The sequence below is a fragment of the Kitasatospora sp. A2-31 genome (genome assembly GCF_022288725.1).
GTDB lineage: Bacteria > Actinomycetota > Actinomycetes > Streptomycetales > Streptomycetaceae > Kitasatospora.
The window spans coordinates 553,986-576,887 of sequence record NZ_JAKNTA010000003.1 but is presented as its reverse complement, the minus strand read 5'-3'; the positions used below and the strand labels follow the sequence as shown (position 1 = coordinate 576,887).

Here is a 22,902-nt window from a genome sequence, read left to right as displayed (position 1 = left end):
ACCGTGCGCGAGACTCAATGGCGGTCCAGCAGCTACAGCAACGCCGAGGGCGGCAACTGCGTCGAAGTGGACGACGCCTCCCCCGGGCGGGTCCGGGACTCCAAGGACCCGGACGGGCCCGCGCTCGCCTTCACCCCGGCTGCCTGGCAGTCCTTCGTCACCGCCGTCCGCGCGGGCGAGTTCGGCTGATCCTCCCTACCGGACGAACCGGACGAACTCGCCGATCAGCCGCGCCAGCTCCTCCGGCCGTTCCAGGTGCAGGTCGTGGCCGGTGCCGGGCACGCTGACCGCCACGGTCTCCGGTCGCGTGCCCAGCATCCGGTCGAACTGCTCCGCGTCGATGATCCCCGACTGCCCGACCACGGCCAGGATCGGACACCCGACCTGTGCCCACTCGTCCCACCACGACCGGTGGGCGTTCTCCGTCAGGCTGTCGACCATCACGCCGCTGTCGAACCGCGGCCACCAGCCGCCGTCGCGCTCCTCCAGCCCCGCCGCCCAGCCCTCCCCGACCGCTCCGCCGCCGAAGAACCCCACAGCCGCCTCGAACGACGGGAACGGCACCGGCCAGGAGTCGAACCAGCCGGCGATCCCCGCCAGTGCCTCCGGGTCCGAGCCCGCCGGCCCCGCCTCGACCACGACCAGCCCACTCACCGCCCCGGGGTGCGTCGCAGCGGCGAGCATCGCAGCATGGCCTCCGTAGGACTGGCCGACCAGCACCGGGCGCTCCAGCCCGAGCTGCTCGACCACCGCGAGCACGTCCGCCACGTACGCGGCCCGTGAGACGTCCTGCGGCCGCCGCTCGCTCGCGCCGCTGCCGCGCTGGTCGACGGCCACCACCCGGAACCGCCCGCCCAGGGCCGCCACCACGGCGTCCCACTCCCCCGCGTGCCCCGCCAGCCCGTGCAGCAACACGACGGCTGTTCCCGGCCCTCCCGAGTCGCGGCAGGCGAGCCGGACCCCGTCCCTCTCGACGTACCTCACCACTGTCATTGCGCCCCCTCCAACCGTCGTGCGCGTTCCGTCAGATGCCGCCGCTCGGGCGCGCTGGTGGTGCGGCGGGCCGCCTCGCGGTAGGACTCCACCGCACCGGCCCGGTCGCCGAGCAGCTCCAGCAGGTGGGCCCGGGTCGCGGGCAGCCGGTGGTTCCGGGCCAGGCCCTTCTCCCGCTCCAGGGTGGCCAGCAGCTCCAGCCCGGCCGCCGGGCCGTGCACCATGGCCACCGCGACCGCACGGTTGAGCGTGACCACCGGGTTCGGCCCGAACCGCTCCAGCAGCCCGTACAGGGCGAGGATCTGCGGCCAGTCGGTGGCCTCCGCCGACCCGGCCTCGTCGTGCACCGCCGCGACGGCCGCCTGCAGCTGGTACGGACCGGCCTGCCCCCGCGGCAGGACCCGCTCCAGCAGCGCCACGCCCTCCGCGACCAGCCGCCCGTCCCACCGACCGCGGTCCTGCTCGGCGAGCGGCACCAGCTCCCCGTCGGCACCGGTGCGGGCCGGACGGCGGGCCTCGGTGAGCAGCATCAGCGCGAGCAGGCCGGCCGTCTCGGCGTCCTCGGGCACCAGCCCGTGCAGCAGCCGGGTGAGCCGGATCGCCTCGACGGCCAGGGCCGGCACGGTCAGGTCGGCGCCGTCGCTGGCGGTGTAGCCCTCGTTGAAGACCAGGTAGAGCACCTGCCGGACGTCCGCCAGGCGCTCGGCGTGCGCCGCACCCTCGGGCAGGGCCAGGCCGACGCCCTTCACGGTCTGCTTGGCCCGGCTGATCCGCTGGGCCATCGTCGCCTCGGGCACCAGGAAGGCGGCGGCGATCTGCGCCGTGGTCAGGCCGCCGACCGCGCGCAGGGTCAGCGCGATCCGGCTGGGCGCGGAGAGCGCCGGGTGGCAGCAGAGGAAGAGCAGTGCCAGCGAGTCGTCCCGGTCGCTCTCCGGCGTGCCGTCCGCCGCGGGGCCGACCAGCGCGGACTGCGGGGTGGCCAGGGCGAGGGCGTCCTCGCGTCGGCGCCGGGCGGTCTCGCTGCGCACCTGGTCGACCAGGCGCCGGGAGGCGACGGTGAGCAGCCAGCCGCGCGGGTTCTCCGGCGTTCCGGTCCCGGGCCACTGCTGTGCCGCCGCGATCAGCGCCTCCTGCACCGCGTCCTCGCACGCGTCGAAGGTGCCGTAGCGGCGGACGAGCGCGCCGAGGACCTGCGGCGCCAGCTCGCGCAGCAGGTCCTCGGTGGCCTGGGGCAGGACGGTCACACGTCCGCCGCGGCGTCGTGCAGGATCGGCCAGAGCTCGACCGGCTCGACGTCGGCGAACGGCATGTCGGCGGCGATCTCCTGGGCCCGCTCCAGGCTCTCGCAGTCCAGCAGGTAGAAGCTGGCGAGGTACTCCTTGGTCTCCAGGTACGGGCCGTCGGTGACCACCGGGAGGCCTTCCCGGCGGCGCACCAGCTGGGCGGCGGCCGCGTCGGCCAGGCCGTAGGCGCCGATCAGCTCGCCGCTCTCGCGGTACTTCCTGTTGAACGCGTCCTGCTTGGCGATCGCCTCGGGCCAGGCCTCGGCCGGGAACGCGTCCCACTTGGCCTGGTTGCCGTAGATCATCGCGACGTACTTCATCTCGGGTGTCCTCCCGTCGTGCGCGCCCCTCCGGCGCGCTTCCACCCTCCAGTCGGAGCGGGTCCGGAGTCCTCGACATCCCCCGGCGACATTCTCCGAACTTCTTCCGGGGCTCCGCCGACCCGCCCGGAAGGCGACCCCACCGACATGATCAACATACGGGACGGCTCCACCCTCGGGACCACCCGCGCCCGAGGGGGGCGATAATCCCCCGTACCGATCCGTCCACGCCCGCAGGGAACGGCCCATGACCAGCTCCCGCACCTCCCGAGCCGGCTCCCGGAGCTCCCGCGCCGCCGGGGCCGCCTCCTGGACCGCGTTCGGCGGCGACCTGCACCTCGACCTCACGGGGCGCCGGACCGCAGGCGCCGGGATCCGGGCCGCCCTGGAGGACGCGCTGCGGGAGGCCGTCCAGGACGGCCGGCTGGCACCCGGCACCCGGCTGCCGTCCTCCCGGGCGCTCGGCGAGGACCTCGGGATCGCCCGGAACACCGTGGTGGAGGCGTACGGGCAGCTCACCGCCGAGGGCTGGCTCAGCTCCCGGCAGGGCTCGGGCACCACGGTGGCCGAGCGGACCGCCCCCCGCCCGGCCCGGCGGGCCGCCCACCCGCCGCTGGACCGCCGCACCGCCCGGTACGACCTGGCGCCGGGGCGGCCGGACGTCTCGCTCTTCCCGCGGACCGCCTGGCTCTCCGCCGCACGGCGGGCCCTGGCCACCGCCCCGCACGAGGCCTTCGACTACGGCAGCCCGCTCGGGCGGATCGAGCTGCGGCAGGCGCTCGCCGACTACCTGGCCCGGGTCCGCGGCGTCCGGACCGACCCCGACCACCTGCTGGTCTGCGCCGGGTTCACCCAGGGGCTGGGGCTGCTCTGCGCCGCCCTGCGCGGCCGGCGCGCCCGCTCGCTGGCCGTGGAGGAGTACGGGCTGCCGCCGCAGCACGAGGTGGTGCGGGCCGCCGGGCTCACCACGGCACCGCTGCCGCTGGACTGCTCCGGGGCGCGCACCGACCTGCTGGCCGGGCGGCGGGACGCGGCGGTCCTGCTCACCCCCGCCCACCAGTTCCCGACCGGCGCCGCGCTCTCCGCCGAGCGCCGGGCCGCCGCCGTGGCCTGGGCCCGCGCACACGACGGGTACGTGATCGAGGACGACTACGACGGCGAGTTCCGCTACGACCGGCAGCCGCTCGGCGCGATGCAGGCGCTCGATCCCGAGCGGGTGGTGTACGCGGGTACGGCCGCCAAGAGCCTCGCCCCCGGTCTGCGGCTCGGCTGGCTGGCACTGCCGGACGCGTTGGTGGAGCCGGTGGCCCGGCTCAAGCAGCAGGCCGACGGGACGTCCCCGGTGATCGACCAGCTCACCCTCGCCGAGCTGATCACCTCCGGCACCTACGACCGCCACGTGCGCCGTTCCCGGCTGCACTACCGGCGCCGCCGCGACCACCTGGTCGCGGCGCTGGCCGAGCGGGCCCCGCGCGTCCAGGTGACCGGGATCGCCGCGGGCCTGCACGCCGTGCTGCAACTGCCGCCCGGCGCACCGTCCGAGGCCGAGCTGCTGGCCCGGGCCGAGACCGCCGGCCTGGTGTTCGGCGTGCTCGGCCGGCACCTCGCCGCGCCCCCGTCGGGCCCGGACGCCGCGCCCGCCCTGGTGGTCGGCTACGCGACGCCGCCCGACCGGCTCTTCCCGGCCGCAGTGGACGCGCTCTGCGAGCTGCTGCGCGGAGTGTGAGGGTCGGGCGTGTCCGGGCCGGTCCGCCCATCCGCCGCGGTTGCTACTTGTTCCGGTTGCCCAGCTCGAAGAGCAGGAGGATGAAGCCCGCGAAGGCGTGCGTCGCGACGGTGTAGATCACCAGTCGGATGCCGACGCGGCGGTTGGCCCACTTGCCGGCGTCGACGGTCTTCGCGGCGGGGGCGGCCGGGGCAGGAACGGCCGGGGCGGTGGTGGCGGTGACGGCGGTGGCGGTGGCGGTGGCGGGATCAGCCATGGGAGATCTCCTCCGGGAGGTCTGACGGTCGGTCAGTGGGGAGCGGCAGGGCCGCCGCCGAGGCAGAGTTCGCCGCCGGGGCTCTGCAGCAGGGTGTGGACGAAGAGCAGCTCGACCCCGCCGGACGACTCCGCGGCGATGCAGTGTGGGGTGAGCGAGTCGAAGTGCGCGGAGTCGCCCTCGTCGAGCTGGTGGACGCGGTCGCCGAGGGTCAGCTTCAGCCGGCCCTGGAGCACGTAGAGCCACTCCTCGCCCGGGTGGACCCGGACGACGGCGTCCTGGACGCCCAGCGGGACGTGCACGCGCAGAGCCTGCATCGCCCGGCCGGGCGCACCGGCGCGCCGGTAGCCCCAGCCGCCCGCGCGACCGGGCTCGATCGCGCCGCCGCGCACCACCGGGTCCGGCTCGACCATGGCCTCGCCGAGGAGGCCGGAGACGGACGTGCCGTAGGCACGGGCGAGGCCCAGCAGGACGGGCAGCGACGGCTGCCGGCGGCCGGTCTCCAGCCGGGACAGATAGGCTGGGGAGAGGCCGACCCGGGCCGCGGCGACCTCCAGGGTGAGGCGGCTGCCGAGCCGGTGCTCGCGCAGTCGCGCGGCGAGGCCGGCGACCTCCTGGTCGTCGAGCTGGTCACCGGTGGAACCGGCGGTGGTGGGGCCGGACGGGCTGGTGCTCATGGGACCAGTGGACACCTGACGTGCCGCACGGGCAAGAAATTTGCCTCAGAGGCAAACCGCCGTAACCCCGCGCCGGTCGGCCGTGCCGCGGAGCGCCGGACCCGTCCCCCCGGGCGACGCCCGGGCCCGCTACGGGCGCGGGATGTTCCGCAGGTTGCTGCGGGCCAGGTCGATCATGCGCCCGACCCCGCCGGCGAGCACCGTCCGCCCGGCTGCCAGCGCGAACCCCTTCAGCTGGGCCGCGGTGACGTGCGGCGGCACGGCGAGCGCGTTGGGGTCGGTGACCACGTCCACCAGGGCCGGGCCCGGCCGCTCCAGGGCTTCCGCCAGCACCTCCCGCACCCGCGCCGGCTCGGTGACGCGCTTGGCCGGGACGCCCATCGCCCGGGCGATCCCCGCGTAGTCCACGTCCCCGTTGTCGGTCTCCGCCTCGGGGTAGCCGGAGACCAGCATCTCCAGCTTGATCATGCCGAGCGCGCCGTTGTTGAACACCACCGTCTTCACCGGCAGCCTGAGCCGCGCCACCGTGAGCAGCTCGCCGAGCAGCATCGACAGCCCGCCGTCGCCGGCCATCGCGACCACCTGCCGCCCGGGGCAGGCCAGCTGGGCGCCGATCGCGTGCGGCAGGGCGTTGGCCATCGAGCCGTGCAGGAACGAACCGATCACCCGGCGGCGGCCGTTGGGCTGCAGGTAGCGGGCGGCCCAGACGTTGTTCATGCCGGTGTCCACGGTGAACACCGCGTCGTCCGCGGCGATCCCGTCCAGCACCGAGGCCACGTACTCCGGGTGGATCGGCAGGTGCTTGTCGATGTCCCGGGTGTAGGCGCCGACCACGTCCTCCAGGGCCCGGCAGTGCCGGCGCAGCATCTCGTCCAGGAAGGCGCGGTCGGCCTTCGGCTCCAGCAGCGGCAGGACGGCGCGCAGGGTGGCCGAGACGTCGCCGTGGACGGCCAGCTCCAGCGGGGTGCGGCGGCCGAGCCGGGTGGCGTCGTGGTCCACCTGGATCGTCCGGGCCTGCGGGAGGAAGGAGTCGTAGGGGAAGTCGGTGCCGAGCAGCAGCACCAGGTCGGCCGCGTGCAGCGCCTCGTGACAGGCGCCGTAGCCGAGCAGGCCGCTCATGCCGACGTCGTACGGATTGTCGTACTGGATCCACTCCTTGCCGCGCAGGGAGTGCCCGACCGGCGCGGCCAGCGCCTGCGCGACCTCCATCACCTCGCCGTGCGCCCCGCGCACGCCCGCACCGCAGAACAGCGCGACCTTCCGGGCGTCGTTGAGCGCCCGGGCCAGCGCCTGCACCTGGGACCAGGGCGGCGCGGCCACCGCCTGCTCGGTGAGGAAGTGGCTGCCGCCCGTCGGCCCGGCGGCCGGCAGCGCGGCGACGTCGCCGGGGAAGACCAGCACGGCGACGCCGGGGGCGCCCAGCGCGTGCTGGACCGCGATCCGCAGCAGCCGCGGCAGCTGCGCCGGGGTGGAGACCGTCTCGCACCAGCTGCTGCAGTCGGTGAACACCCGCTCGGGGTGGGTCTCCTGGAAGAAGCCGGTGCCGATCTGGGCGGACGGGATGTGCGAGGCGAGTGCCAGCACCGGCAGGCCGCTGCGCTGGGCGTCGTAGAGGCCCTGGATCAGGTGGGTGTTGCCGGGGCCGCAGGAGCCTGCGCAGACCGCCAGGCGGCCGCTCAGCTCGGCCTCGGCGGCGGCCGCGAAGGCGCCGGCCTCCTCGTTGCGAACGGGCACCCAGCCGATGCCCTCGGCCCGGCGGATCGCGTCCACCACCGGGTTGAGGCTGTCGCCGACCACCCCGTAGACGCGCTCGACCCCGGCCTGCCGGAGCACCTCCACCATCTGCTCGGCCACGCTCACCACGGGGATCTCCTCTCGCCGGTCTGTCGTCACCCCCCCTCCCCCGGGGCCGGTCCTTCCCTGCTCCGCCTCCCTGCTCCGCCTCCCTACTCCGCCGCCAGGTGGTCCGGCCCCGGGCCGACCGTGCCCGCGGCCACTCCGGCGTGCGGCTGGCGCCGCGACGGCTCGCGGCCGGGCGGCTGGACGCAGCGCTCCTGGACGGGCGGCACCGTGGTGGGCAGGGTGACCGGCGTGCCCGCCTTCACCTGCACCGCCCCGCCGTCGTGCCGCAGGTGGATCACCTCGCCCCGGCGCAGCGTGTACGTCGTCCCCTCATGGGTGATGCGCACCCCCAGCAGCTGGCCGCGCACCAGCAGCGAGAAGCTGAGCTTCATCAGCCCGTTGGGCAGTCGCGGCCGGAAGGACAGCACCTCGCTGTGGTCCCGCAGGCCGCCGAACCCGGCCACCAGGGCGATGCAGGCCCCGGCGAGCGAGGCCATGTGCAGGCCGTCGCGGGTGTTGCCGCCGAGGTCGTGCAGGTCCATCAGGGCGGCCTCGGCGGTGTAGTCGTACGCGAGGTCCAGCTGGCCGACCTCGGCGGCGATCACCGCCTGGGTGCAGGCCGAGAGCGAGGAGTCGCGGACGGTCAGCCGCTCGTAGTAGGCGAAGTTGCGGGCCTTCTGCTCGTCGGTGAAGGCGTCGCCGCGCACCTGCATGGCGAGCACCAGGTCGGCCTGCTTGACCACCTGTTTCCGGTACAGGTCGAAGTACGGGTAGTGGAGCAGCAGCGGGTAGTTCTCCGGCGGGGTGCGCTCGAAGTCCCAGACCTGGTGGTCGGTGAAGCCGTCGGCCTGCGGGTGGACGCCGAGGTTCTCGTCGTACGGGATGAACATCGCCGCGGCGGCGTCCCGCCAGGCGGCGGTCTCCTCGGTGTCCACGCCGAGCGCGGCCGCCTCCCGGGGGTGCCGGGCGGCGGCCTCGGCGGCGGCGCGCAGGTTGGTCTGCGCCATGAGGTTGGTGAAGACGTTGTTGTCGGCGACCGCGCTGTACTCGTCCGGCCCGGTGACGCCCTCGATGCGGAACTTGCCGACGGCGTCGTGGTGGCCGAGCGAGCGCCACATCCGGGCCGTCTCGACCAGCAGCTCCAGCCCGTACTCCCGCTCGAACTCGACGTCCCCGGTGGCCCGGACGTACCGGGCGGCGGAGGCGGCGATGTCGGCGCCGATGTGGAAGGCCGCGGTGCCGGCCGGCCAGTACCCGGAACACTCCTCGCCGCGGATCGTCCGCCACGGGAACACCGCGCCGGCGAGGCCGAGTTGGACGGCCCGCTCACGGGCCATCGGCAGCGTGGTGTGCCGCCAGCGCAGTGCCTGGTTGACGGCGCCCGGCAGGCAGTAGGTGAGCACCGGGAGGACGAAGGTCTCGGTGTCCCAGAAGCTGTGGCCGTCGTAGCCCGGGCCGGTCAGCCCCTTGGCGGGGATGGCCCGCTCCTCGCTGCGGGCGCCCGCCTGCAGCACGTGGAAGACGGCGAACCGGACGGCCTGCTGGAGTTCGACGTCACCCTCGATCTCGACGTCGCTGGTCTCCCAGAACTCGCTGAGGAAGGCGGCCTGTTCGGCCACCAGACCGTCCCATCCGGTGTACCTGGCGGCGGTCAGCGCGGCCTCCACCTGGTCCCGGACGGCGGGCAGCGAGCGGGTCGCGGACCAGCCGTAGGACATGAACTTCACCAGGCGCAGCTTCTGGCCCGGTTCGAGCACGGTGGTCACGCTGATCCGGCAGTGGTCGGCCTCGGACTCGGCGACGGTGTCCAGCCGCTCCGGGCCGTCGATGACGTGGTCCATCCCGGCGGCGACGCGGATGCCGCTGTAGCGGGTGCGGTGCACCAGGACGGCCTTGGTGCCGCCGGCGTGACTGGCCTCGGCGAGCAGCGGCGCCTCCAGCACGGCGGACGCCCGGGGGTCGCCCTCGGGACCGCCGGGAAGCTGCTCGTTGGCGACCAGCTCCGACTGGAGGACGATCCGCACCGGCCCGTCCACCGCCTCGACGGTGTACTCGACGGCGGCGACGGCCCGCTGGGTGAGCGAGACCAGCCGGGTGGACTTCACCCGGATCGTCCGCCCGGCCGGGGAGGCCCACTCCGCCTCGCGCCGCAGCAGCCCCTCGCGGAAGTCCAACCACCGCCGGTGGCTCAGCAGTTCACCGTAGCGGAGGTCGAAGGGCTCGTCGTCCACCAGCAGTCGGATGATCTTACCGTTGGTGATGTTGATGACGCTCTGGCTGGACTCCGGGTAGCCGTAGCCGCCCTCTCCGTAGGGCAGCGGGCGCAGCTCGAAGACGCCGTTGAGGTAGGTGCCGGGCAGGCCGTGCGGCTCGCCCTCGTCGAGGTTGCCGCGCAGGCCGATGTGGCCGTTGGAGAGGGCGAAGAGCGACTCGGCGCGGGCCATCGAGGCCAGGTCGAGGCCGGGCTCGACGATCTGCCACGGGTCGACCGAGAAGTTGTCCAGGCCGGTCATGCCGAGCCTCCTTCGAGCAGTTCGGCGAGGTCGGTGACGACCACGGTGGCGCCGTCGCGGCGCAGCTCGGCCGCCTGGCCGACGCGGTCCACCCCGACCACCGCACCGAAACCGCCGGCCCGGCCGGAGGCGACGCCGGCGAGCGCGTCCTCGAAGACGGCGGCGTGCGCCGGCTCGACGCCCAGGGCGCGGGCGGCGGCCAGGTAGGTGTCCGGGGCCGGCTTGCCGGGCAGCCCCTCGCGCTTGGCCACCAGGCCGTCCACGATCACGTCGAACAGGTCCTCGATCCCCGCGGCCCGCAGCACGTCCCGGCAGTTCGCGCTGGACGAGACCACCGCGCCGGGCAGCCCGAGCTCGCGCATCCGGCGCACGTAGGCGACCGAGCCCTCGTAGGGCTGGACGCCCTGCGCGCGGATCATCCGCAGCACGGTGTCGTTCTTGGCCAGGCTGATGCCGTGCACCGTGCGGGTGCCGGGCGGGTCGGCGTCGGTGCCCTCGGGGAGCGCGATGCCGCGGCTCTCCAGGAAGGCGCGGGTACCGTCGAGTCTCGGGCGCCCGTCGACGTACGTGTCGTAGTCGGCGACCGCGTCGAAGGGCACGAACTGCCCGCCGGTGCGGGCCGCTTCGGCGCGCAGGAAGGCGTCGAAGGTGTCCTTCCAGGCCGCGGCGTGCACCTTGGCGGTCTGGGTGAGCACCCCGTCGAGGTCGAAGAGGAAAGCGCGGATGTCGTCCGGAAGACCCAGCATGGGTGCAGTCTTACCCGCGAACGCGGGGAAGCCGCCCATTCCCGGCGGCGCGTCGCGGGAAGGGGCGGCTTCCGGTGGCTCTCGGGCCCCGGTGGCGCTCAGGAGGTCCGTGGGGCTCAGGAGTCGGGCATCTGGGACTCGGGGGCGGCCGTCACCGCGAAGACCGCGCCCTGCGGGTCCCGCACGACGGCCATCCGGCCGGACTGGATGTCGAACGGGGGCTGGATCACCGAACCGCCCGCCTTCACCACGGCGTCCACCGTGGAGTCGGTGTCGTCCACCGAGAAGTACGTCATCCAGTGCGGGGGCGTGCCGTCCGGCAGGTATTCGGCGACCGGCTGCATGCCGCCCACCGTGCGCTCGCCGACGTTGAGCGAGTAGTAGCCCTCCATGCCCTGGATGGTCGCCGGGCGCAGGCCGAGCGCCTGGTGGTAGAACCGCCCGGCCGCGTCGGTGTCGGTGGTGTTGAGCTCGTTCCAGACCAGCGCGCCGGGCTCGTTGACCACGCCGGCGCCGAGGAAGTCCACCTTCTGCCAGACGCCGAACACCGCGCCGGTCGGGTCGGCGGCGACCAGCATCCGGCCGACCGTACCGACGTCCATCACGGGGTAGAGGATGGTGCCGCCGCTGTCGGCGATGGCCCGGCCGGTGGCCTCGGCGTCGTCCGAGGCCAGGTACGTCGTCCAGGCGACCGGCGGAACGGGCTGGCCCTCGGGGGCCGTCTGCGCCATGATCCCGGCGACCGGCTTGCCGTTCAGCGAGCACACGGCGTAGCCGCCGAACTCGGGCGGGCCGACCTCGCCCTGCCAGCCGAACAGGTCGCGGTAGAAGTCGAGCGCGGCCTGCTGGTCCCTCGCCATCAGGTCGACCCAGCACGGGGTGCCGGGCTTGTACGGAGCGGTGACTACGGGCATTGCTGGGCCTCCAAGAGCGATGGTCCTCCGCCGGGCCCGCCGGTCCGGCACTCCGGGCGGGAGCCGTCGGGTCCGGCGCGGCGCTCCCGCGCCGGGCGGACGACCGGACGGCGGTACACCGCCCACCTTCGCCGCGCCACCGCGATCGCGCCACCGGACGGCATCCGGCGGGGGACGCCCCCGCCGCAGCGTCACGCTGAGTGCCCCGGGGCCTTCACGAAGTACGGCTGCACCTTGCCGCTCTGCGCGTAGTCCTTGAGCCGGACGATCAGCTCCGCCCAGGTGCCGGCCACCATCGGGACGCCCTCCTCGGTACCGGGCTGCCAACCGCCGTGCCGGAACAGCAACCGGGTGCGGCCGGGGCCGCCGGGCTGGTCCGCGAACTCCCAGCTGATCCAGGTGCCGGCCCAGTGCGGCGGGAACGTGCCGACGTTGGTCCACACCACCCGGTCCCGGTCGGCGCGCTCGCGGCGCAGCCGGAACGGCTCGGGGGCGTCCGGGAAGTCGAGGAGCAGCACCCCGCCCTCGTCCCGGTCGACGTCGGTGGTCCACCAGCCGGTGAGGCCGTCGTGGGTGTCCAGCGCGGCGAGCACGACGTCGCGGGGTGCGGCGATGTCGAACTGCATGGCGATCTCGGCCATGGGTTCCGCCTTTCGGTCCTGCGGCCCCCCGACCGCCACCATGGCACGGGCCCGGGGCGCGCACACCCCGGGCCCGGTACCGTCGCCGTGCGTCGCCGGGCGCTACCCGCCGCTGCCGTAGGTGGTGCCCGCGCAGATGTCGTCGTCCGCCGAGCGGGCCTCGTTCGTGACGCTGGTGGGCAGCGGGCCGGGAGTGGTCGGGGCGGCCGAGGGGCCGGAGCCGCCGGAGGCGGCGGCGGTGGCACCGCCGTTGGCCGCCACGAAGTCCTTGCCCACGATCACGGTGACGCCCGGCGAGCTGCCGGCCTCGACGGTCGCCCCCGGGAACAGCGCGGCGACCTTCTCGGCGTTGGCCTTCTGGCCGGAGCCGTACTCGACCATCGTGGTCGTGTACTTGGTGCTGGCCGCCGTGCCCGCCTTGGTGACGGTGAACTTGGCCGCCTTGAGCTGCTCGCTCGCCCGGTCCGCCATGCCCCGGGTGGTGGTGCCGTTGTAGACGGCCACCTTGATCGCCGCGTTGCCCGCGTCGGAGGCCGCCGCCGGGGCGGAGGGGGTCGTGGCCGGGGCGCTCGGCCCGGCGGAGGCGGACGGCGAGGCGGGCGCGTCCGGCTGCTCACCGGTGGCGTTCTGGCCGTCCAGGGTCCGGTCGGCCTTGAGGGTCTCCCAGAGCTTGCCGGCGTCCGGCTGGACGATGTCGAGGTCCGCGTCCTGGGTGCGGTAGCGCCACGGCACCGTGACGAACTTGAGGTCGTGCAGGTCGATGTTCTTCAGCGAGAGGCCGAAGGAGAGCAGCTTGTCGGCCGAGTTCAGGCCCGGGTCGACGACCAGCGACTTGGTGGCGGCGTCGGCGAGCGGCAGCAGGGTGGTCGGGTTGAGGCCCTGGCCCTTGATGTTCTTGGCCAGCGAGCTGAGGAAGGCCTGCTGGCGCTTCATCCGGCCGATGTCGGAGCCGTCGCCGATGCCGTGCCGCAGCCGGACGTAGTCGAGCGCCTTCTGGCCCTCGACCTTCTGCGGGCCCTGGGGCAGGACGACGCTCCCCTTCTTCGGGAGGTTGGGGTTGATGTCGCCCTCGTAGATCGGCTTCGGCAGGCAGACGTCCACGCCGTGGACCGCCTTGGTCATCGCCGAGAAGCCCTGGAAGTCGACCACGATGGTGTGGTCGACCCGGATGCCGGTGAGCTTCTCCACGGTGTTCTGGGTGCAGGCCGGGTTGCCGTCGTCCGTACCGCCCGTGGCGAAGGCCTCGTTGAACAGCGCGCTGGACTTCTCCTTGGTCCACTTGCCGCTGGGCAGCTTGCAGGCCGGCAGGGTGACCTTGGCGTTGCGCGGGATCGAGATGCCGACGGCGTGCTTGTGGTCGGCGTAGACGTGCAGCAGGATCGTGGTGTCCGAGCGGGCGCCGCCGTCCTCGCCGCCGCCCAGGTCGGCGTTGTTCTTGCCGCGGCTGTCCGAGCCGATCAGCAGGACGTTCACCGGCTTGTTGCCGTCCGCGTCGGCCTGCGCCTCGGGCGGCCGGTCGGTGGCGATGGCGTCCGCGTCGAAGGACTTGATGTTGGCGTTGAGCTTGAGGTAGATCGCCCCCCCGGCGCCGGCTATCAGCACCAGCACTCCGGCCGCCGACCAGGCGACGATCTTCTTCACGTTCTTCTTGGGCGGCTTCCGGCCGTTGCGGGCCGCCGCCCGCCCGCCGGGGACGGGGCCGGCGCCCTCCGGTCCGGCCTTGCCCTGCGGACCCTTGGCCTGGGGGCCCTTGCCCTGCGGACCCTTGGCCTGGGAACCCTTGCCCTGTGCGGCCCGCCGGGCCTCGGCCCGCCCGCCGGTCCGCGGCTGAGGCACCGCACCGCCGTCGGCCGCCTCGGTCGTGAGCGCACCGGGCGCGTCGTCACCACGAGCCGGGCCCTCGCCCCATTGACCTGACATCCGTGTACCTTTCACCGGCGGACGCGGCGCCCGCACATCCGGGCGCGCTGCACACAGAGAGACGGCTGGAACCATCGCCGGGTTGCACATACGAAGGTCGTAATGACCTACGAACGCCCCCCGCGATCGTCCCCGCAGCCCCCTCCCACGGACCCCCTGCAGTCACAACAGGCCCTCTCGGAGCATACAAGCCGGTCATATTTATCCGGCCGTGCTCTCGATCACCCGCCGGCGCCCCACCGGTCCACGGACCCCGCCCCCACGCACGGGTGACTCTCCGTCAACGCCCGTCCACCTCCCGAACGCAGCGGAGCCGGACCGGGACTCGCGTCCGGTCCGGCTCCGCAACCGTGGGCCGCCAGGGGCTCGAACCCTGAACCTACGGATTAAAAGTCCGCAGCTCTGCCAATTGAGCTAGCGGCCCATGGCCCGTTCCCGTGCGGGGCGGGCCACGGCGATCCTACCCGGTGGGGCCCAGGGCTCCGCCAGTGGATTGCGGGGCGCGCCGGGCTCGGCCGGCCGGCGGGACGGGCGGCGTCCAGTGCGCGGCGCGCACCCGGCGCAGCCAGGCCTCGGCCGGGCGCGGGTCGGGCTCCGCGGGCAGCGCACCGGGCCGGGAGAACCGCTCGGCGGCCTCCGCGAGCAGCGGTTCGGCGAGGGCGGGACGGTCCGCGATGCGCTCGCCGAGCTCGCGGACGCGCTCGGGTTCGGGGAGGCGGACGACGTTCTCGCCGGTCTCGTGCAACCCCACGCCCTGCTCCAGCAGCCGGACCAGGTGCCGGGCGTGCTTGGCCGCCCGGCGGCGGGCGGCCGGGTCGGCGGCGTCCCGGGTGAGCAGCTTGCGGAACTGCTGGTCGGCGTAGCCGAGGTAGGAACCGCGGACGGCCTTCGCGCTCAGGAAGGAGGTGCGGATCGCGATCAGCTCGTCACCGAGCGGGGTCCGCACCTCGTAGAGGTCGTCGGGGAGCCAGGCCAGTTCGGAGGCGGTCGGGTTGCAGGTGAGCGCGAGGCGGCACCACTTGACGGCCTCGTGCAGGGTGAGGTCGGGCCCGGTGGTGACGCGGGACTCGGCCGGGCGGTGCAGGCCGTGGAAGTCCTCGGTGGGGGCGGCGAAGAGGCCGAGCCGGTCGGTGTCGGAGCCGGCGTGGGCGAAGCCGTACGCGGTCGAGCCGACGATGCCGGCGAGCAGGACGGTGCCGGGCAGGCGGGTGCCGGGCACGGCGGCGGGGAGCCCGGTGGTGGCCGGGAGCCGGGCGCTACCGGGTGCGGTGGGCATGGGTCTCCGTAAGGTGTTAGGCGGCCCGGGCTGGACGGTCCGGATCTGGACGGTCCCGGGCTGGACGGTCCGGGTCTGGACGGTCCGGGTCTGGACGGTCCCGGGCCGGGGGATCGCGCGGACACGGCCGGTGCGCGGGGCCCTCGCCGCGCGGTGCGGTCAGAGGAGTGTGCCGTGCGCGGACCGCGCCGGGCGAGCGAATTCCCACCCGGTGGCGGCCCCGGACCGATACTGGCCGCATGGCGAAGGCGAACGGCACCCCACGGCACCCCGAGGCCGCCTCCCCGGCCCCGCCCCGGGTCACCCACGGCGCCGCACCCGGAGCGGCGCCCGACGTCACCCCCGAGAAGCTGCGGGCCTGGTGGGCGCACCGGCAGTGGCTGGACGGCGTCCACCGCGGCGCGTCCCCGGCCGAGGTCCTGGCCGCCACCGGCTGGGCCCGCTCGGTGGGCGGCGCGGCGCCCTACCTCGGGCTGTTCGCCCGGGCAGGCCTGGATCGGCAGGCCGTGGACGCGGCGATCGCCGGGCTGGCGGTGCACGAGCTGCCCGCCGCGCGCGGCTGCACCTACGTGGTGCCGGCCACCGACTTCTCCCTCGCCCTGGCGGTCGGAGCGGCCGCCCCCGCAGGCGAGTTGGCCTCCGCCGAGAAGCACCTCGGGGTCGGCCGGGACGAGGTGGAGCAGCTTTGCCTGGCCATCGGCCGCGCCCTCGCCGCCGCCCCGGACACGCCGCAGGACCCGGCCGCACTCCGGGTGGCGGTGGGCGGCGCCGTCCGGTCGCTGGGCGAGGCGGGGAAGAAGCGCGGCCTCTCCACCACCCTGCCGCTGGCCCTCGCCCTGATGCAGTCGCGCGGCCAGATCCGCCGGGTGCCGACCAACGGCCGTCTGGACCAGCAGCGTTACGGCTACCTCGGCTGGGACCAGCCGGTCGCGGGCGACGCGGTCGACCTCGCCCGGCGCTACTTCGCCTGGGCCGGCCCGGCGAACCTCGGGCACTTCCGTTGGTTCTCCGGCTTCACCGCGGCGACCGCCCGACGGGCCGTCGCCGAGGCCGGGATCGTCCCGCTGCCGGGCGGGCCGGCCGGCGCCGGGCTGCTGATGCTCCCCGAACTCATCGACGAGTTCGCCGAGTTCACCGTCCCGGCGGAGCCGTACTACACACTGCTGGCCGGCATCGACGGCATCCACCTGCTCCACCGCGACCTGCCCCGGCTGGTCGACCCCGCCGACGCGGTCCGGCAGCTGCCGTCCGGCCGGGGCGGGAAGGCCGGGCGCAGCTTCGGCGGCGAGGCCGATCCGCAGACCCACATCGTGCTGGACCGGGGCCGGATCGTCGGCCTCTGGGAGTACGACGCCGAGCGGGCCGAGATCGTCCACCAGCCCTTCGTGCCGCCCGACGCCGAACTGCGGGCGGCGGTGGCCCGGACCGAGGCCTTCGTCCGCGACCGGCTCGGGGACGCACGCGGGTTCGGTCTGGACTCGCCGAGGAGCCGGGCGCCGAAGATCGCGGCCCTGCGGGCGGCGGCCGCGTCCGGCTCGTGATGCCGGGGCCGCGGGACGGTGACGGGGGCCGGACCGTGATGCCGGATCCCGCGCCGTGACGCGGGCCCGGGCCGAGACACGGGCCCGGGCGGGCGCGGACGGAGTACCGTGCAGGGCATGACCGACTCGACGGCCCCGGCCCGCACCGAAGTCCTCCTCGTCACCGGCGGCGGGCGCGGGATCGGCGCCGCCACCGCACGGCTCGCCGGGCGCCGCGGCTACCGGGTGTGCGTCAACTACCGCAGCGACGAGGCCTCGGCGGCCTCGGTGGTCGAGGCGATCCGGGCCGAGGGCGGCACCGCCGTGGCCGTCCGGGCCGACGTCACCCGCACCGCCGGGGTCGAGCGGCTGTTCGCCGCCGTCGACACCGAACTCGGCCCGCTCACCGCCCTGGTGAACAACGCCGGCACGCTGGAGAAGCAGTGCCGGCTGGAGGAGGTCGACGAGGACCGGCTGAACCGGATCTGGGCCGCCAACATCACCGCCCCCTTCCTGTGCGCCGCGCAGGCCGTCCGCCGCATGTCCACCCGGTACGGCGGGGCCGGCGGCGTGATCGTCAACGTCTCCTCCGCCGCCGCCCGGCTCGGCTCGCCGAACGAGTACGTGGACTACGCGGCCGCCAAGGGCGCCGTCGACTCGATGACGCGCGGGCTGGCCCTGGAGGTCGCCGCCGAGGGCATCCGGGTCAACGCCGTCCGGCCGGGGCTGATCCACACCGACATCCACGCCCTGGGCGGGGAGCCCGGCCGGGTGGACCGGGTCGCCCCCGACCTGCCGATGCGGCGCGGCGGGCAGCCGGAGGAGGTCGCCGAGGCGATCCTCTTCCTGCTCTCCCCGGCGTCCTCGTACATGACCGGCGGCTTCCTGGACGTCGCGGGCGGCCGCTGAGGCCCGCCCCGGCGGGGCCCCGGCCCCCGGGGCGACGGCTCCCGGGACGATGGGGCCGGCCCGGGCGCCGCCCCGGCGGGCGCCTGCGGCTGCCGGGGTGCGGGCGCGGGGACCCGGACACCGAGACCCCGTGTTCCGTTTCCTTCCCGCGGTGCCGCTCCCGCCCGTACGGTGGAGCGCATGACCGACGCCTTGCCGGACCGCGAACCCGACCTGCCGTCCGCCTTCATCGACATCCCCGGTGTCCGCAACTTCCGTGACGCCGGCGGCGTCGGCACCCTGCGCAAGGGGGTGCTCTACCGCTCCGGGTCCTTCCACGCCCTCGCCCCGGAGGGCGCCCAGCGCCTCAAGGCGCTGGGCCTGCGCCTGGTGATCGACCTGCGCAGCCCGTTCGAGCTGGAGGTCTGGCCGGACCTGCGGCACGGCCTCGACCACGAGGCGGTCAACCTCCCCACCCTCCCGGCCAACCGGGAGGACACCGACCGCCCCTGGCCCGAGGACCAGGCCGAGCTCTACCCGTTCATGGCCCAGACGGCCGGCCCGTCCCTGGTCGCCGCCGTCCGCCGGCTCGGCGCCGCCGGCGGCGTCCCGGCCGTCGTCCACTGCGCCGTCGGCAAGGACCGCACCGGCCTCACCATCGCCGTGGTGCAGTCCCTCCTCGGGGCCTCCGACGCCGACGTCATGGCCGACTACCTGCTCTCCAACGCCGGCCTCGGCCTGCTCGACGGCCCGACGCCCTACATCGACGAGACCGGCGCCGAGCGGGTCTCCCGGCCCGTCTCCGCGCCGCTGCTGGCCTCCTCGCTGACCTGGATCCGGACCAACCACGGCTCCGTCGCGGACTACCTCCGGGCCCACGGCACCACCGACGAGGACCTCACCGCCCTCCGCGACAACCTCTCCGCCCGAGGTCCGGAGGCCTGAGACACGGGGCCCGCCCCGCCCCCGTCCGGTCCGGGACCGGGGCGGGACCGGGGCGGCAAGGGCCTACCCCTGGGGCTCCAGGCGCCACCACTGCGCGGGGGAGTCGTCGTCCTCCCGCTGCTCGACGGGTTCGCCCGGGGCGGTGGCGGTCAGCGGCTTGCCGGCGATGAAGCTGACCAGGGTGTAGGTGCCGGGGGCGTCGAGGTGGTGTTCGAGCAGCCACTCCTGGGCGCCGAAGGCATTGGCCGACCACTGCTGGATCGGGACGCCGTCCTCCGGGGAGGCCCCGGTGACGTCGAGCCGCTTGCCGCTGCCGGCGTTCTCCACGTGGAAGAGCGCCCCGCCCGCGTGGACGGCCGTGAAGCGCCAGAGCTGGGCGTCCGAGCCGTCGTCCGCGCCCAGCCCGACCCTGGCGCCGCTGCGGCGGCTTCCGTCGACGACCTCCAGCAGCAGGCCGCTGCCGACGTTGCGCACCCGGTAGAGGCCGTCCTTGATCGCGTAATCCGTCACGGTGCGAGTCTGCCACCGGGCACCGACCGGCCCCGCTGCCGCGCGGCCTCGTAGCCGAAGGCCCCGCCGAGCACGGCGGCCGAGGCGGCCACCTCCGCCAGCGCCGACACCCCCGTCCCCAGCGGGACGACCGCCACCAGCAGGCCTGCGGCGAGCAGCCGGGGCAGGTTGGGGGTCAGCGCGAAGCTGCGGCGGATCGCGACGTTCACCGCGAGGAAGAGCGCGACGCCGCCGGCCAGGGCGGCGGCCTGCGCGAGGGTGATCGGCGCGTCCGGGTGGGCGACCGCGGACTTCACCCCGGCCGCGAAGAGCAGCACTCCGAGCAGCAGCCCGTAGTGGCCCAGGTTGTAGACGCTCACCGCGAGCAGGTTACGGCGGTCCGAGGGCAGCGCCGCCATGTGGTGCTCGGCGCGGCTGTCGTCGTCGTGGCCGAAGTACGCCCACCAGAGGCCCACGCAGACGGCCAGGCTGAGCACGGCGACGGCGACCAGCGGGGCGCCGAGGTCGGCGGTGCCCGCTCCGACGCCGATGGCGATCACCGACTCGCCGAACGCGATGATCACGACGAGGCCGTGGCGCTCGACGAAGTGGTCGGCCCGGAGCTGGAAGCTCGGCAGGTCGACCAACCGGGGTATCGCGAACTGCAGGGCGAAGGCCGCGGCCCAGAAGCCGAGTTGGGCGGTGCCGGTGAGGTAGCCGCCGGTCACCACCAGGCCGGTGTTGGCCAGGTTGAGCCCGCCCATCCGCAGGACCGGCCCGAGCGCCACCCCGGAGGCCGCGAACATCCCGGTGTGCACGGCGACCACCAGCAGGTACGCCCACCCGAAGGCGACGCCGCTGCCCTCGAAGGCGTGCGGGACGGCGAGCGAGATCACCAGGAACCCGGCCATCGCCAGGAGCAACAGGCCGCGGCGGCCGTGGCTGGTCGGCGGCATCGCGTTGGTCAGCCAGATGAACGCGTCGTACATCCACCAGATCACCGCCAGCATCACGACCACCTGGGCCAGGCCACCGGGGGTGAGGTGGTGGACCAGGCTCCCGGTGAGCTGGGTGATGGTGAAGACGAAGACGAGGTCGAGGAAGAGTTCGAGCGGGGCCACCCGCAGGGCGGGCTCCGCCTCGGCCGCCAAGGGGGCCGGCAGGGCACGGGGCACGGTCACCGCGCGAGTATGCGACACGGCGACCGCTCCGCGCGGGTGTTTTCGACGGTCGGACGCACGGGCGACCCCGGCCGGACGGCCCGTCAGGGTGGGCGCCTATGCTGCGGCGAATGGTGTCCGACCGAATTCCCTCGCCCGACGGGTCCGCGGATCCGTCCGACCGTCAGCAGCCGACCCTGGACAGCGCGATCACCGCTCTGGAGGCCGCCAACGCGGTCGCCGACATGGAACGCTTCGATGCCGCGTTCCGGCTGCTGCGCGGACTGCTCGGACCGGCCGGAGCGCGCGAGTCGGCCGAGGCCGGCCCGCGGCTGGCCGCCCAGCTGGCGGACTCACCGCCCTTCGAACGGGCCCACCTGGCCATGATGGTGGGCGCCTGCGTGGAGCGCGGCGCCGATCCGGTGGCCTGCGCGGACCAGGTGCTGGCCGGTCTGCGCGAGGCGCTCACCGGCGCGCTGCTGCTGGTCGAGCGCTGGAAGGAGACGGGCGGCGGGCAGCTGCCCGACCCGGACGCCGACGACCCGGGGCACGCGCACGCCCGGATCGCCGACCCGGACGACCCGGACGCCTGGCCGGCCCACCGGGCGGTGATCGGCTGGTGGACGCTGCACCTGTGGCAGATGGCCTCGTTCGCGGTCTACACGCACGCCGCCGTCCGCACCTCGGCCCGGTCTTCCGGCGTGACGGACGTCCTGGCCGAGCTGATCGAGCGGTACGGGGACGGCCACCACGACCTCAAGGGCCTGCTCTACCTGATGAAGATGCTGGACGACGAGCCGCTGCTGGTGCTCGACCGTCCGAGCGGCACCGGCTACCTGGTCCGGATGGACGGGCTGGCCGACAACTTCCAGCTGCACACCCTGCTGGCCGAGCTGCTGATCGGCGGCGGCCACCTGCCGGGCACCCGCCCCCACCCTGAGGTGGTGGCGCTCAGCCGGACCGCCGAGGTCGACGCCCGGCGCCGGGTGATCGCGCTGGGAGCGTTCAACCTGCTCGCCCCGGACGGCTCGTGGATCTGGAACGAGGGCACCCCCGCCGACATCCCGGTGGTGGACGGCGTGCGCACCCTGGTGCTGGACCCGCAGCCGTACGAGCGGAGCTGGTCGGCCGGCCGGTTCATCCAGCAGGTCCCGGGGGACCTCCGGCTGGAGCGGGTACTGGCCCCCGCCGAGGCCGCGGCCAAGCTCGCCGCGGCGGCGCCCGCGCACCCCTTCGAGCAGGCCTACCGCTGAACCCCGGTGCCGGACGGGGCGGTCGGCCGGATCGGACCGGCGGCCGGCCCCGGCCCGGGTGCGCGGATCGGCCGGCCCGGCGGGCGGGTTATGGTCGAAGGACCGGAGGAGCCGGAGCGGCCGGCGGCCCCGGGCCGAACCCACGGAGTGGAGTCGACCATGGCGAGGATCCCCGACGTGCTCTCGGCCGCGGCGCCCGCCGCTCTCACCGCGGCGAGCGGTCTGGTCGGCGGCTACGGCGTCGCCCGCTGGAGCGGCCGGCGCGAGCTGGGCGGTGCCGTCCTGGCGGCGGCCGGCGCCGGTGCCGCGGTGCAGTGGCACCGGAGCTCGGGCGCGGCCACCGCGGCCGCACTGACGGGGCTGTACGTGGCGGCCTTCGGCGGCTCGCACCCGCTGGCGAAGAGGATCGGCGCCTGGCCGTCCGTCTTCGCGGTCACCGGGGTGGTCGTGGCCGCCTCGACCGCCGCCACCGCGATCACCGACCGCAAGGGCTGACCCGACCGGCCGACGGGCCGACGTCGACGGGGCTCCGGGCCACCCGGCCGTCAGCGGGAGGCCGGGCCGGAGGCTTGAGGCCGGTCCGTCAGCGGGAGGCCGGGCCGAACCGGGCCTCGAAGGCGGCGCGGTTGGCGGAGACGGGCGTGCGGTCCCAGACCGCGAACACCACCTGCTCGAAGGCCGCGCCGTACTGCGCCAGCGCCCCCTCGAACGCCTCGGCCACCTGCGCCGGGTCGTTGCGGAACACCCCGCAGCCCCACGCCCCCAGCACCAGCGCCCGGATCTCGTGGCGGGCGGCCGCCGCGAGCACCCGTACGGCCCGCTCGGCGAGCACGCCCCGGACGTCCGTCCCGGCCGAACGCCGTTCCAGCTGGCCCGCGTTGGGCGCGGGCGAGGTGAGGAAGGTCACCGGGTAGGGCTGCGCCAGCAGCTCGCCCCTGTCGTCCCGGATCACCGGCACGTCCGGCGAGACGATCACCCGGTGGCTGTACCGCAGGTCGGTCGAGGCGCGGTGCGCCTCGTAGTAGTCCGGCGCCTCCACCAGGCAGGTGTACAGCAGGGCGCTGCGGCAGAGGTCCTCCTCCTGGGCGCGGGCGCCGCGCAGGTAGCCGCCGCCCGGGTTACGCGCGGAGGCGAAGTTGAGCACCCCCACCCGGCCGGTGCCGGCCCCGGCCAGCCGCCGGGCCGCCTCAATGCTGCCCTCGGCGGTCACCTCGACGGCTCCGGCCGCACCCCTCAGCGGGCCCGGCCCGCCCGCCCGGAGCAGCGCGTCCAGCGCCTCCGGGGTGTACGACACCGTCCCCTCCCTGGCCGCGGCCAGTCGCTCCCTCACCTGCACGAGCTCGCCCCCGGCCACCCGGTAGCTCCCCCGCGCGGCGATCTCCTCGTTCACCGCTGCCACGTGATGCAGTCTGCTGCTCATGACCGCGACGGTAGGGGACGGGACCGCCGCCACGCCACAGGTTATTCTCACCCACAGAACAACACCCGCGCCCGGGCGGCCGCGAACGCCCCCGGTCGGCCCGGGCGGACGGGCGCGCGA

General features: G+C 75.0%; 22 protein-coding genes and 1 tRNA gene. 7 read left to right on the top strand and 16 right to left on the bottom strand.

The genetic code is table 11. From position 1 onward, the window contains the following. Nucleotides 1-3: 3 nt before the first annotated feature. Nucleotides 4-189, top strand: coding sequence for a DUF397 domain-containing protein (locus MCM47_RS11470; protein WP_238861019.1), 186 nt, complete (start codon nucleotides 4-6; stop codon nucleotides 187-189). Between the two features lie 6 nt (nucleotides 190-195). Here the strand turns inward: MCM47_RS11470 and MCM47_RS11465 are convergent, their stop codons facing one another. Genes MCM47_RS11465 through MCM47_RS11455 form a run of 3 tightly spaced genes read right to left on the bottom strand, consistent with a single transcriptional unit; the run spans nucleotide 196 to nucleotide 2,596 of the window. Continuing rightward, a complete protein-coding gene (locus MCM47_RS11465; protein WP_238861017.1) occupies nucleotides 196-993 on the bottom strand; it encodes an alpha/beta fold hydrolase in 798 nt (265 codons plus the stop codon). Beyond that, nucleotides 990-2,228: a DUF6596 domain-containing protein gene (locus tag MCM47_RS11460; protein WP_255752095.1), complete on the bottom strand. Its 1,239-nt coding sequence runs from the start codon at nucleotides 2,226-2,228 to the stop codon at nucleotides 990-992. Before MCM47_RS11460 ends, MCM47_RS11465 begins: the two co-directional genes overlap by 4 nt. A 5-nt stretch (nucleotides 2,229-2,233) precedes the next feature. After that, nucleotides 2,234-2,596: a YciI family protein gene (locus MCM47_RS11455; RefSeq protein WP_238861013.1), complete on the bottom strand. Its 363-nt coding sequence runs from the start codon at nucleotides 2,594-2,596 to the stop codon at nucleotides 2,234-2,236. A 247-nt stretch (nucleotides 2,597-2,843) separates the two neighbouring features. Between MCM47_RS11455 and MCM47_RS11450 the strand changes: the two genes are divergently transcribed. Continuing rightward, nucleotides 2,844-4,322 (top strand): PLP-dependent aminotransferase family protein, encoded by a 1,479-nt coding sequence (locus MCM47_RS11450; RefSeq protein ID WP_238861011.1) that lies wholly within the window; start codon nucleotides 2,844-2,846, stop codon nucleotides 4,320-4,322. Between the two features lie 43 nt (nucleotides 4,323-4,365). Here MCM47_RS11450 and MCM47_RS11445 read toward each other — a convergent pair whose 3' ends face one another. The 10 genes from MCM47_RS11445 to MCM47_RS11400 form a co-directional block, all read right to left on the bottom strand. After that, complete coding sequence (locus MCM47_RS11445; protein WP_238861009.1) at nucleotides 4,366-4,578, bottom strand: DUF6126 family protein; 213 nt, start codon at nucleotides 4,576-4,578, stop codon at nucleotides 4,366-4,368. Nucleotides 4,579-4,610: 32 nt separating this feature from the next. Continuing rightward, nucleotides 4,611-5,255 carry a helix-turn-helix domain-containing protein gene (locus MCM47_RS11440; protein ID WP_238861006.1) on the bottom strand — a complete coding sequence of 215 codons (645 nt, stop codon included), beginning with the start codon at nucleotides 5,253-5,255 and terminating at the stop codon, nucleotides 4,611-4,613. 129 nt (nucleotides 5,256-5,384) lie between these two features. Next, nucleotides 5,385-7,124: a pyruvate dehydrogenase gene (locus MCM47_RS11435; RefSeq protein WP_238861430.1), complete on the bottom strand. Its 1,740-nt coding sequence runs from the start codon at nucleotides 7,122-7,124 to the stop codon at nucleotides 5,385-5,387. Nucleotides 7,125-7,201: 77 nt separating this feature from the next. Further along, entirely contained in the window at nucleotides 7,202-9,610 is a 2,409-nt protein-coding gene (locus MCM47_RS11430) for a glycoside hydrolase family 65 protein (RefSeq protein WP_238861004.1), read from the bottom strand. Continuing rightward, nucleotides 9,607-10,356 carry an HAD family phosphatase gene (locus tag MCM47_RS11425; protein ID WP_238861002.1) on the bottom strand — a complete coding sequence of 250 codons (750 nt, stop codon included), beginning with the start codon at nucleotides 10,354-10,356 and terminating at the stop codon, nucleotides 9,607-9,609. Before MCM47_RS11425 ends, MCM47_RS11430 begins: the two co-directional genes overlap by 4 nt. 116 nt (nucleotides 10,357-10,472) lie before the next feature. Beyond that, a complete protein-coding gene (locus MCM47_RS11420; protein ID WP_238861000.1) occupies nucleotides 10,473-11,270 on the bottom strand; it encodes a VOC family protein in 798 nt (265 codons plus the stop codon). A gap of 191 nt (nucleotides 11,271-11,461) precedes the next feature. Further along, nucleotides 11,462-11,911 (bottom strand): SRPBCC domain-containing protein, encoded by a 450-nt coding sequence (locus MCM47_RS11415; protein ID WP_238860998.1) that lies wholly within the window; start codon nucleotides 11,909-11,911, stop codon nucleotides 11,462-11,464. A 102-nt stretch (nucleotides 11,912-12,013) separates the two neighbouring features. After that, entirely contained in the window at nucleotides 12,014-13,831 is a 1,818-nt protein-coding gene (locus tag MCM47_RS11410; RefSeq protein ID WP_238860996.1) for an LCP family protein, read from the bottom strand. Nucleotides 13,832-14,182: 351 nt separating this feature from the next. Further along, a tRNA-Lys gene (locus MCM47_RS11405) sits at nucleotides 14,183-14,255 on the bottom strand. Between the two features lie 36 nt (nucleotides 14,256-14,291). Beyond that, nucleotides 14,292-15,107 (bottom strand): DNA polymerase beta superfamily protein, encoded by an 816-nt coding sequence (locus MCM47_RS11400; RefSeq protein WP_238860994.1) that lies wholly within the window; start codon nucleotides 15,105-15,107, stop codon nucleotides 14,292-14,294. A 239-nt stretch (nucleotides 15,108-15,346) separates the two neighbouring features. On the opposite strand from MCM47_RS11400, the gene MCM47_RS11395 reads away from it, so the two are divergent. The 3 genes from MCM47_RS11395 (at nucleotide 15,347) to MCM47_RS11385 (ending at nucleotide 18,460) form a co-directional block, all read left to right on the top strand. Then, nucleotides 15,347-16,648: a DNA glycosylase AlkZ-like family protein gene (locus MCM47_RS11395; RefSeq protein ID WP_238860992.1), complete on the top strand. Its 1,302-nt coding sequence runs from the start codon at nucleotides 15,347-15,349 to the stop codon at nucleotides 16,646-16,648. A 117-nt stretch (nucleotides 16,649-16,765) separates the two neighbouring features. Beyond that, complete coding sequence (locus MCM47_RS11390) at nucleotides 16,766-17,536, top strand: SDR family oxidoreductase (RefSeq protein ID WP_238860990.1); 771 nt, start codon at nucleotides 16,766-16,768, stop codon at nucleotides 17,534-17,536. Nucleotides 17,537-17,716: 180 nt separating this feature from the next. Further along, complete coding sequence (locus tag MCM47_RS11385) at nucleotides 17,717-18,460, top strand: tyrosine-protein phosphatase (protein ID WP_238860988.1); 744 nt, start codon at nucleotides 17,717-17,719, stop codon at nucleotides 18,458-18,460. Nucleotides 18,461-18,523: 63 nt separating this feature from the next. On the opposite strand, the gene MCM47_RS11380 is transcribed toward MCM47_RS11385, so the two are convergent. Both MCM47_RS11380 and MCM47_RS11375 read right to left on the bottom strand, forming a co-directional pair. Beyond that, the gene (locus tag MCM47_RS11380; RefSeq protein ID WP_238860986.1) at nucleotides 18,524-18,970 is read right to left on the bottom strand and encodes an RICIN domain-containing protein; all 447 of its coding nucleotides are present in this window, start codon (nucleotides 18,968-18,970) and stop codon (nucleotides 18,524-18,526) included. Then, a complete protein-coding gene (locus MCM47_RS11375) occupies nucleotides 18,967-20,130 on the bottom strand; it encodes a low temperature requirement protein A (RefSeq protein WP_238860984.1) in 1,164 nt (387 codons plus the stop codon). Before MCM47_RS11375 ends, MCM47_RS11380 begins: the two co-directional genes overlap by 4 nt. Nucleotides 20,131-20,240: 110 nt before the next feature. On the opposite strand from MCM47_RS11375, the gene MCM47_RS11370 reads away from it, so the two are divergent. Continuing rightward, the gene (locus MCM47_RS11370; protein ID WP_238860982.1) at nucleotides 20,241-21,362 is read left to right on the top strand and encodes a hypothetical protein; all 1,122 of its coding nucleotides are present in this window, start codon (nucleotides 20,241-20,243) and stop codon (nucleotides 21,360-21,362) included. A 159-nt stretch (nucleotides 21,363-21,521) separates the two neighbouring features. Beyond that, nucleotides 21,522-21,857 carry a hypothetical protein gene (locus tag MCM47_RS11365; protein WP_238860980.1) on the top strand — a complete coding sequence of 112 codons (336 nt, stop codon included), beginning with the start codon at nucleotides 21,522-21,524 and terminating at the stop codon, nucleotides 21,855-21,857. 88 nt (nucleotides 21,858-21,945) lie between these two features. Here the strand turns inward: MCM47_RS11365 and MCM47_RS11360 are convergent, their stop codons facing one another. After that, nucleotides 21,946-22,782, bottom strand: a complete 837-nt coding sequence (locus MCM47_RS11360; protein ID WP_238860978.1) for a TIGR02452 family protein — start codon at nucleotides 22,780-22,782, stop codon at nucleotides 21,946-21,948. Nucleotides 22,783-22,902 lie beyond the last annotated feature (120 nt).

Coding starts and splice junctions, on each gene's coding strand:
- MCM47_RS11465 (WP_238861017.1), bottom strand. CDS start 993: ATGACAGTGGTGAGGTACGTCGAGAGGGACGGGGTCCGGCTCGCCTGC.
- MCM47_RS11455 (WP_238861013.1), bottom strand. CDS start 2,596: ATGAAGTACGTCGCGATGATCTACGGCAACCAGGCCAAGTGGGACGCG.
- MCM47_RS11450 (WP_238861011.1), top strand. CDS start 2,844: ATGACCAGCTCCCGCACCTCCCGAGCCGGCTCCCGGAGCTCCCGCGCC.
- MCM47_RS11445 (WP_238861009.1), bottom strand. CDS start 4,578: ATGGCTGATCCCGCCACCGCCACCGCCACCGCCGTCACCGCCACCACC.
- MCM47_RS11440 (WP_238861006.1), bottom strand. CDS start 5,255: ATGAGCACCAGCCCGTCCGGCCCCACCACCGCCGGTTCCACCGGTGAC.
- MCM47_RS11430 (WP_238861004.1), bottom strand. CDS start 9,610: ATGACCGGCCTGGACAACTTCTCGGTCGACCCGTGGCAGATCGTCGAG.
- MCM47_RS11425 (WP_238861002.1), bottom strand. CDS start 10,356: ATGCTGGGTCTTCCGGACGACATCCGCGCTTTCCTCTTCGACCTCGAC.
- MCM47_RS11420 (WP_238861000.1), bottom strand. CDS start 11,270: ATGCCCGTAGTCACCGCTCCGTACAAGCCCGGCACCCCGTGCTGGGTC.
- MCM47_RS11415 (WP_238860998.1), bottom strand. CDS start 11,911: ATGGCCGAGATCGCCATGCAGTTCGACATCGCCGCACCCCGCGACGTC.
- MCM47_RS11410 (WP_238860996.1), bottom strand. CDS start 13,831: ATGTCAGGTCAATGGGGCGAGGGCCCGGCTCGTGGTGACGACGCGCCC.
- MCM47_RS11400 (WP_238860994.1), bottom strand. CDS start 15,107: ATGCCCACCGCACCCGGTAGCGCCCGGCTCCCGGCCACCACCGGGCTC.
- MCM47_RS11395 (WP_238860992.1), top strand. CDS start 15,347: ATGGCGAAGGCGAACGGCACCCCACGGCACCCCGAGGCCGCCTCCCCG.
- MCM47_RS11390 (WP_238860990.1), top strand. CDS start 16,766: ATGACCGACTCGACGGCCCCGGCCCGCACCGAAGTCCTCCTCGTCACC.
- MCM47_RS11385 (WP_238860988.1), top strand. CDS start 17,717: ATGACCGACGCCTTGCCGGACCGCGAACCCGACCTGCCGTCCGCCTTC.
- MCM47_RS11370 (WP_238860982.1), top strand. CDS start 20,241: ATGGTGTCCGACCGAATTCCCTCGCCCGACGGGTCCGCGGATCCGTCC.
- MCM47_RS11365 (WP_238860980.1), top strand. CDS start 21,522: ATGGCGAGGATCCCCGACGTGCTCTCGGCCGCGGCGCCCGCCGCTCTC.
- MCM47_RS11360 (WP_238860978.1), bottom strand. CDS start 22,782: ATGAGCAGCAGACTGCATCACGTGGCAGCGGTGAACGAGGAGATCGCC.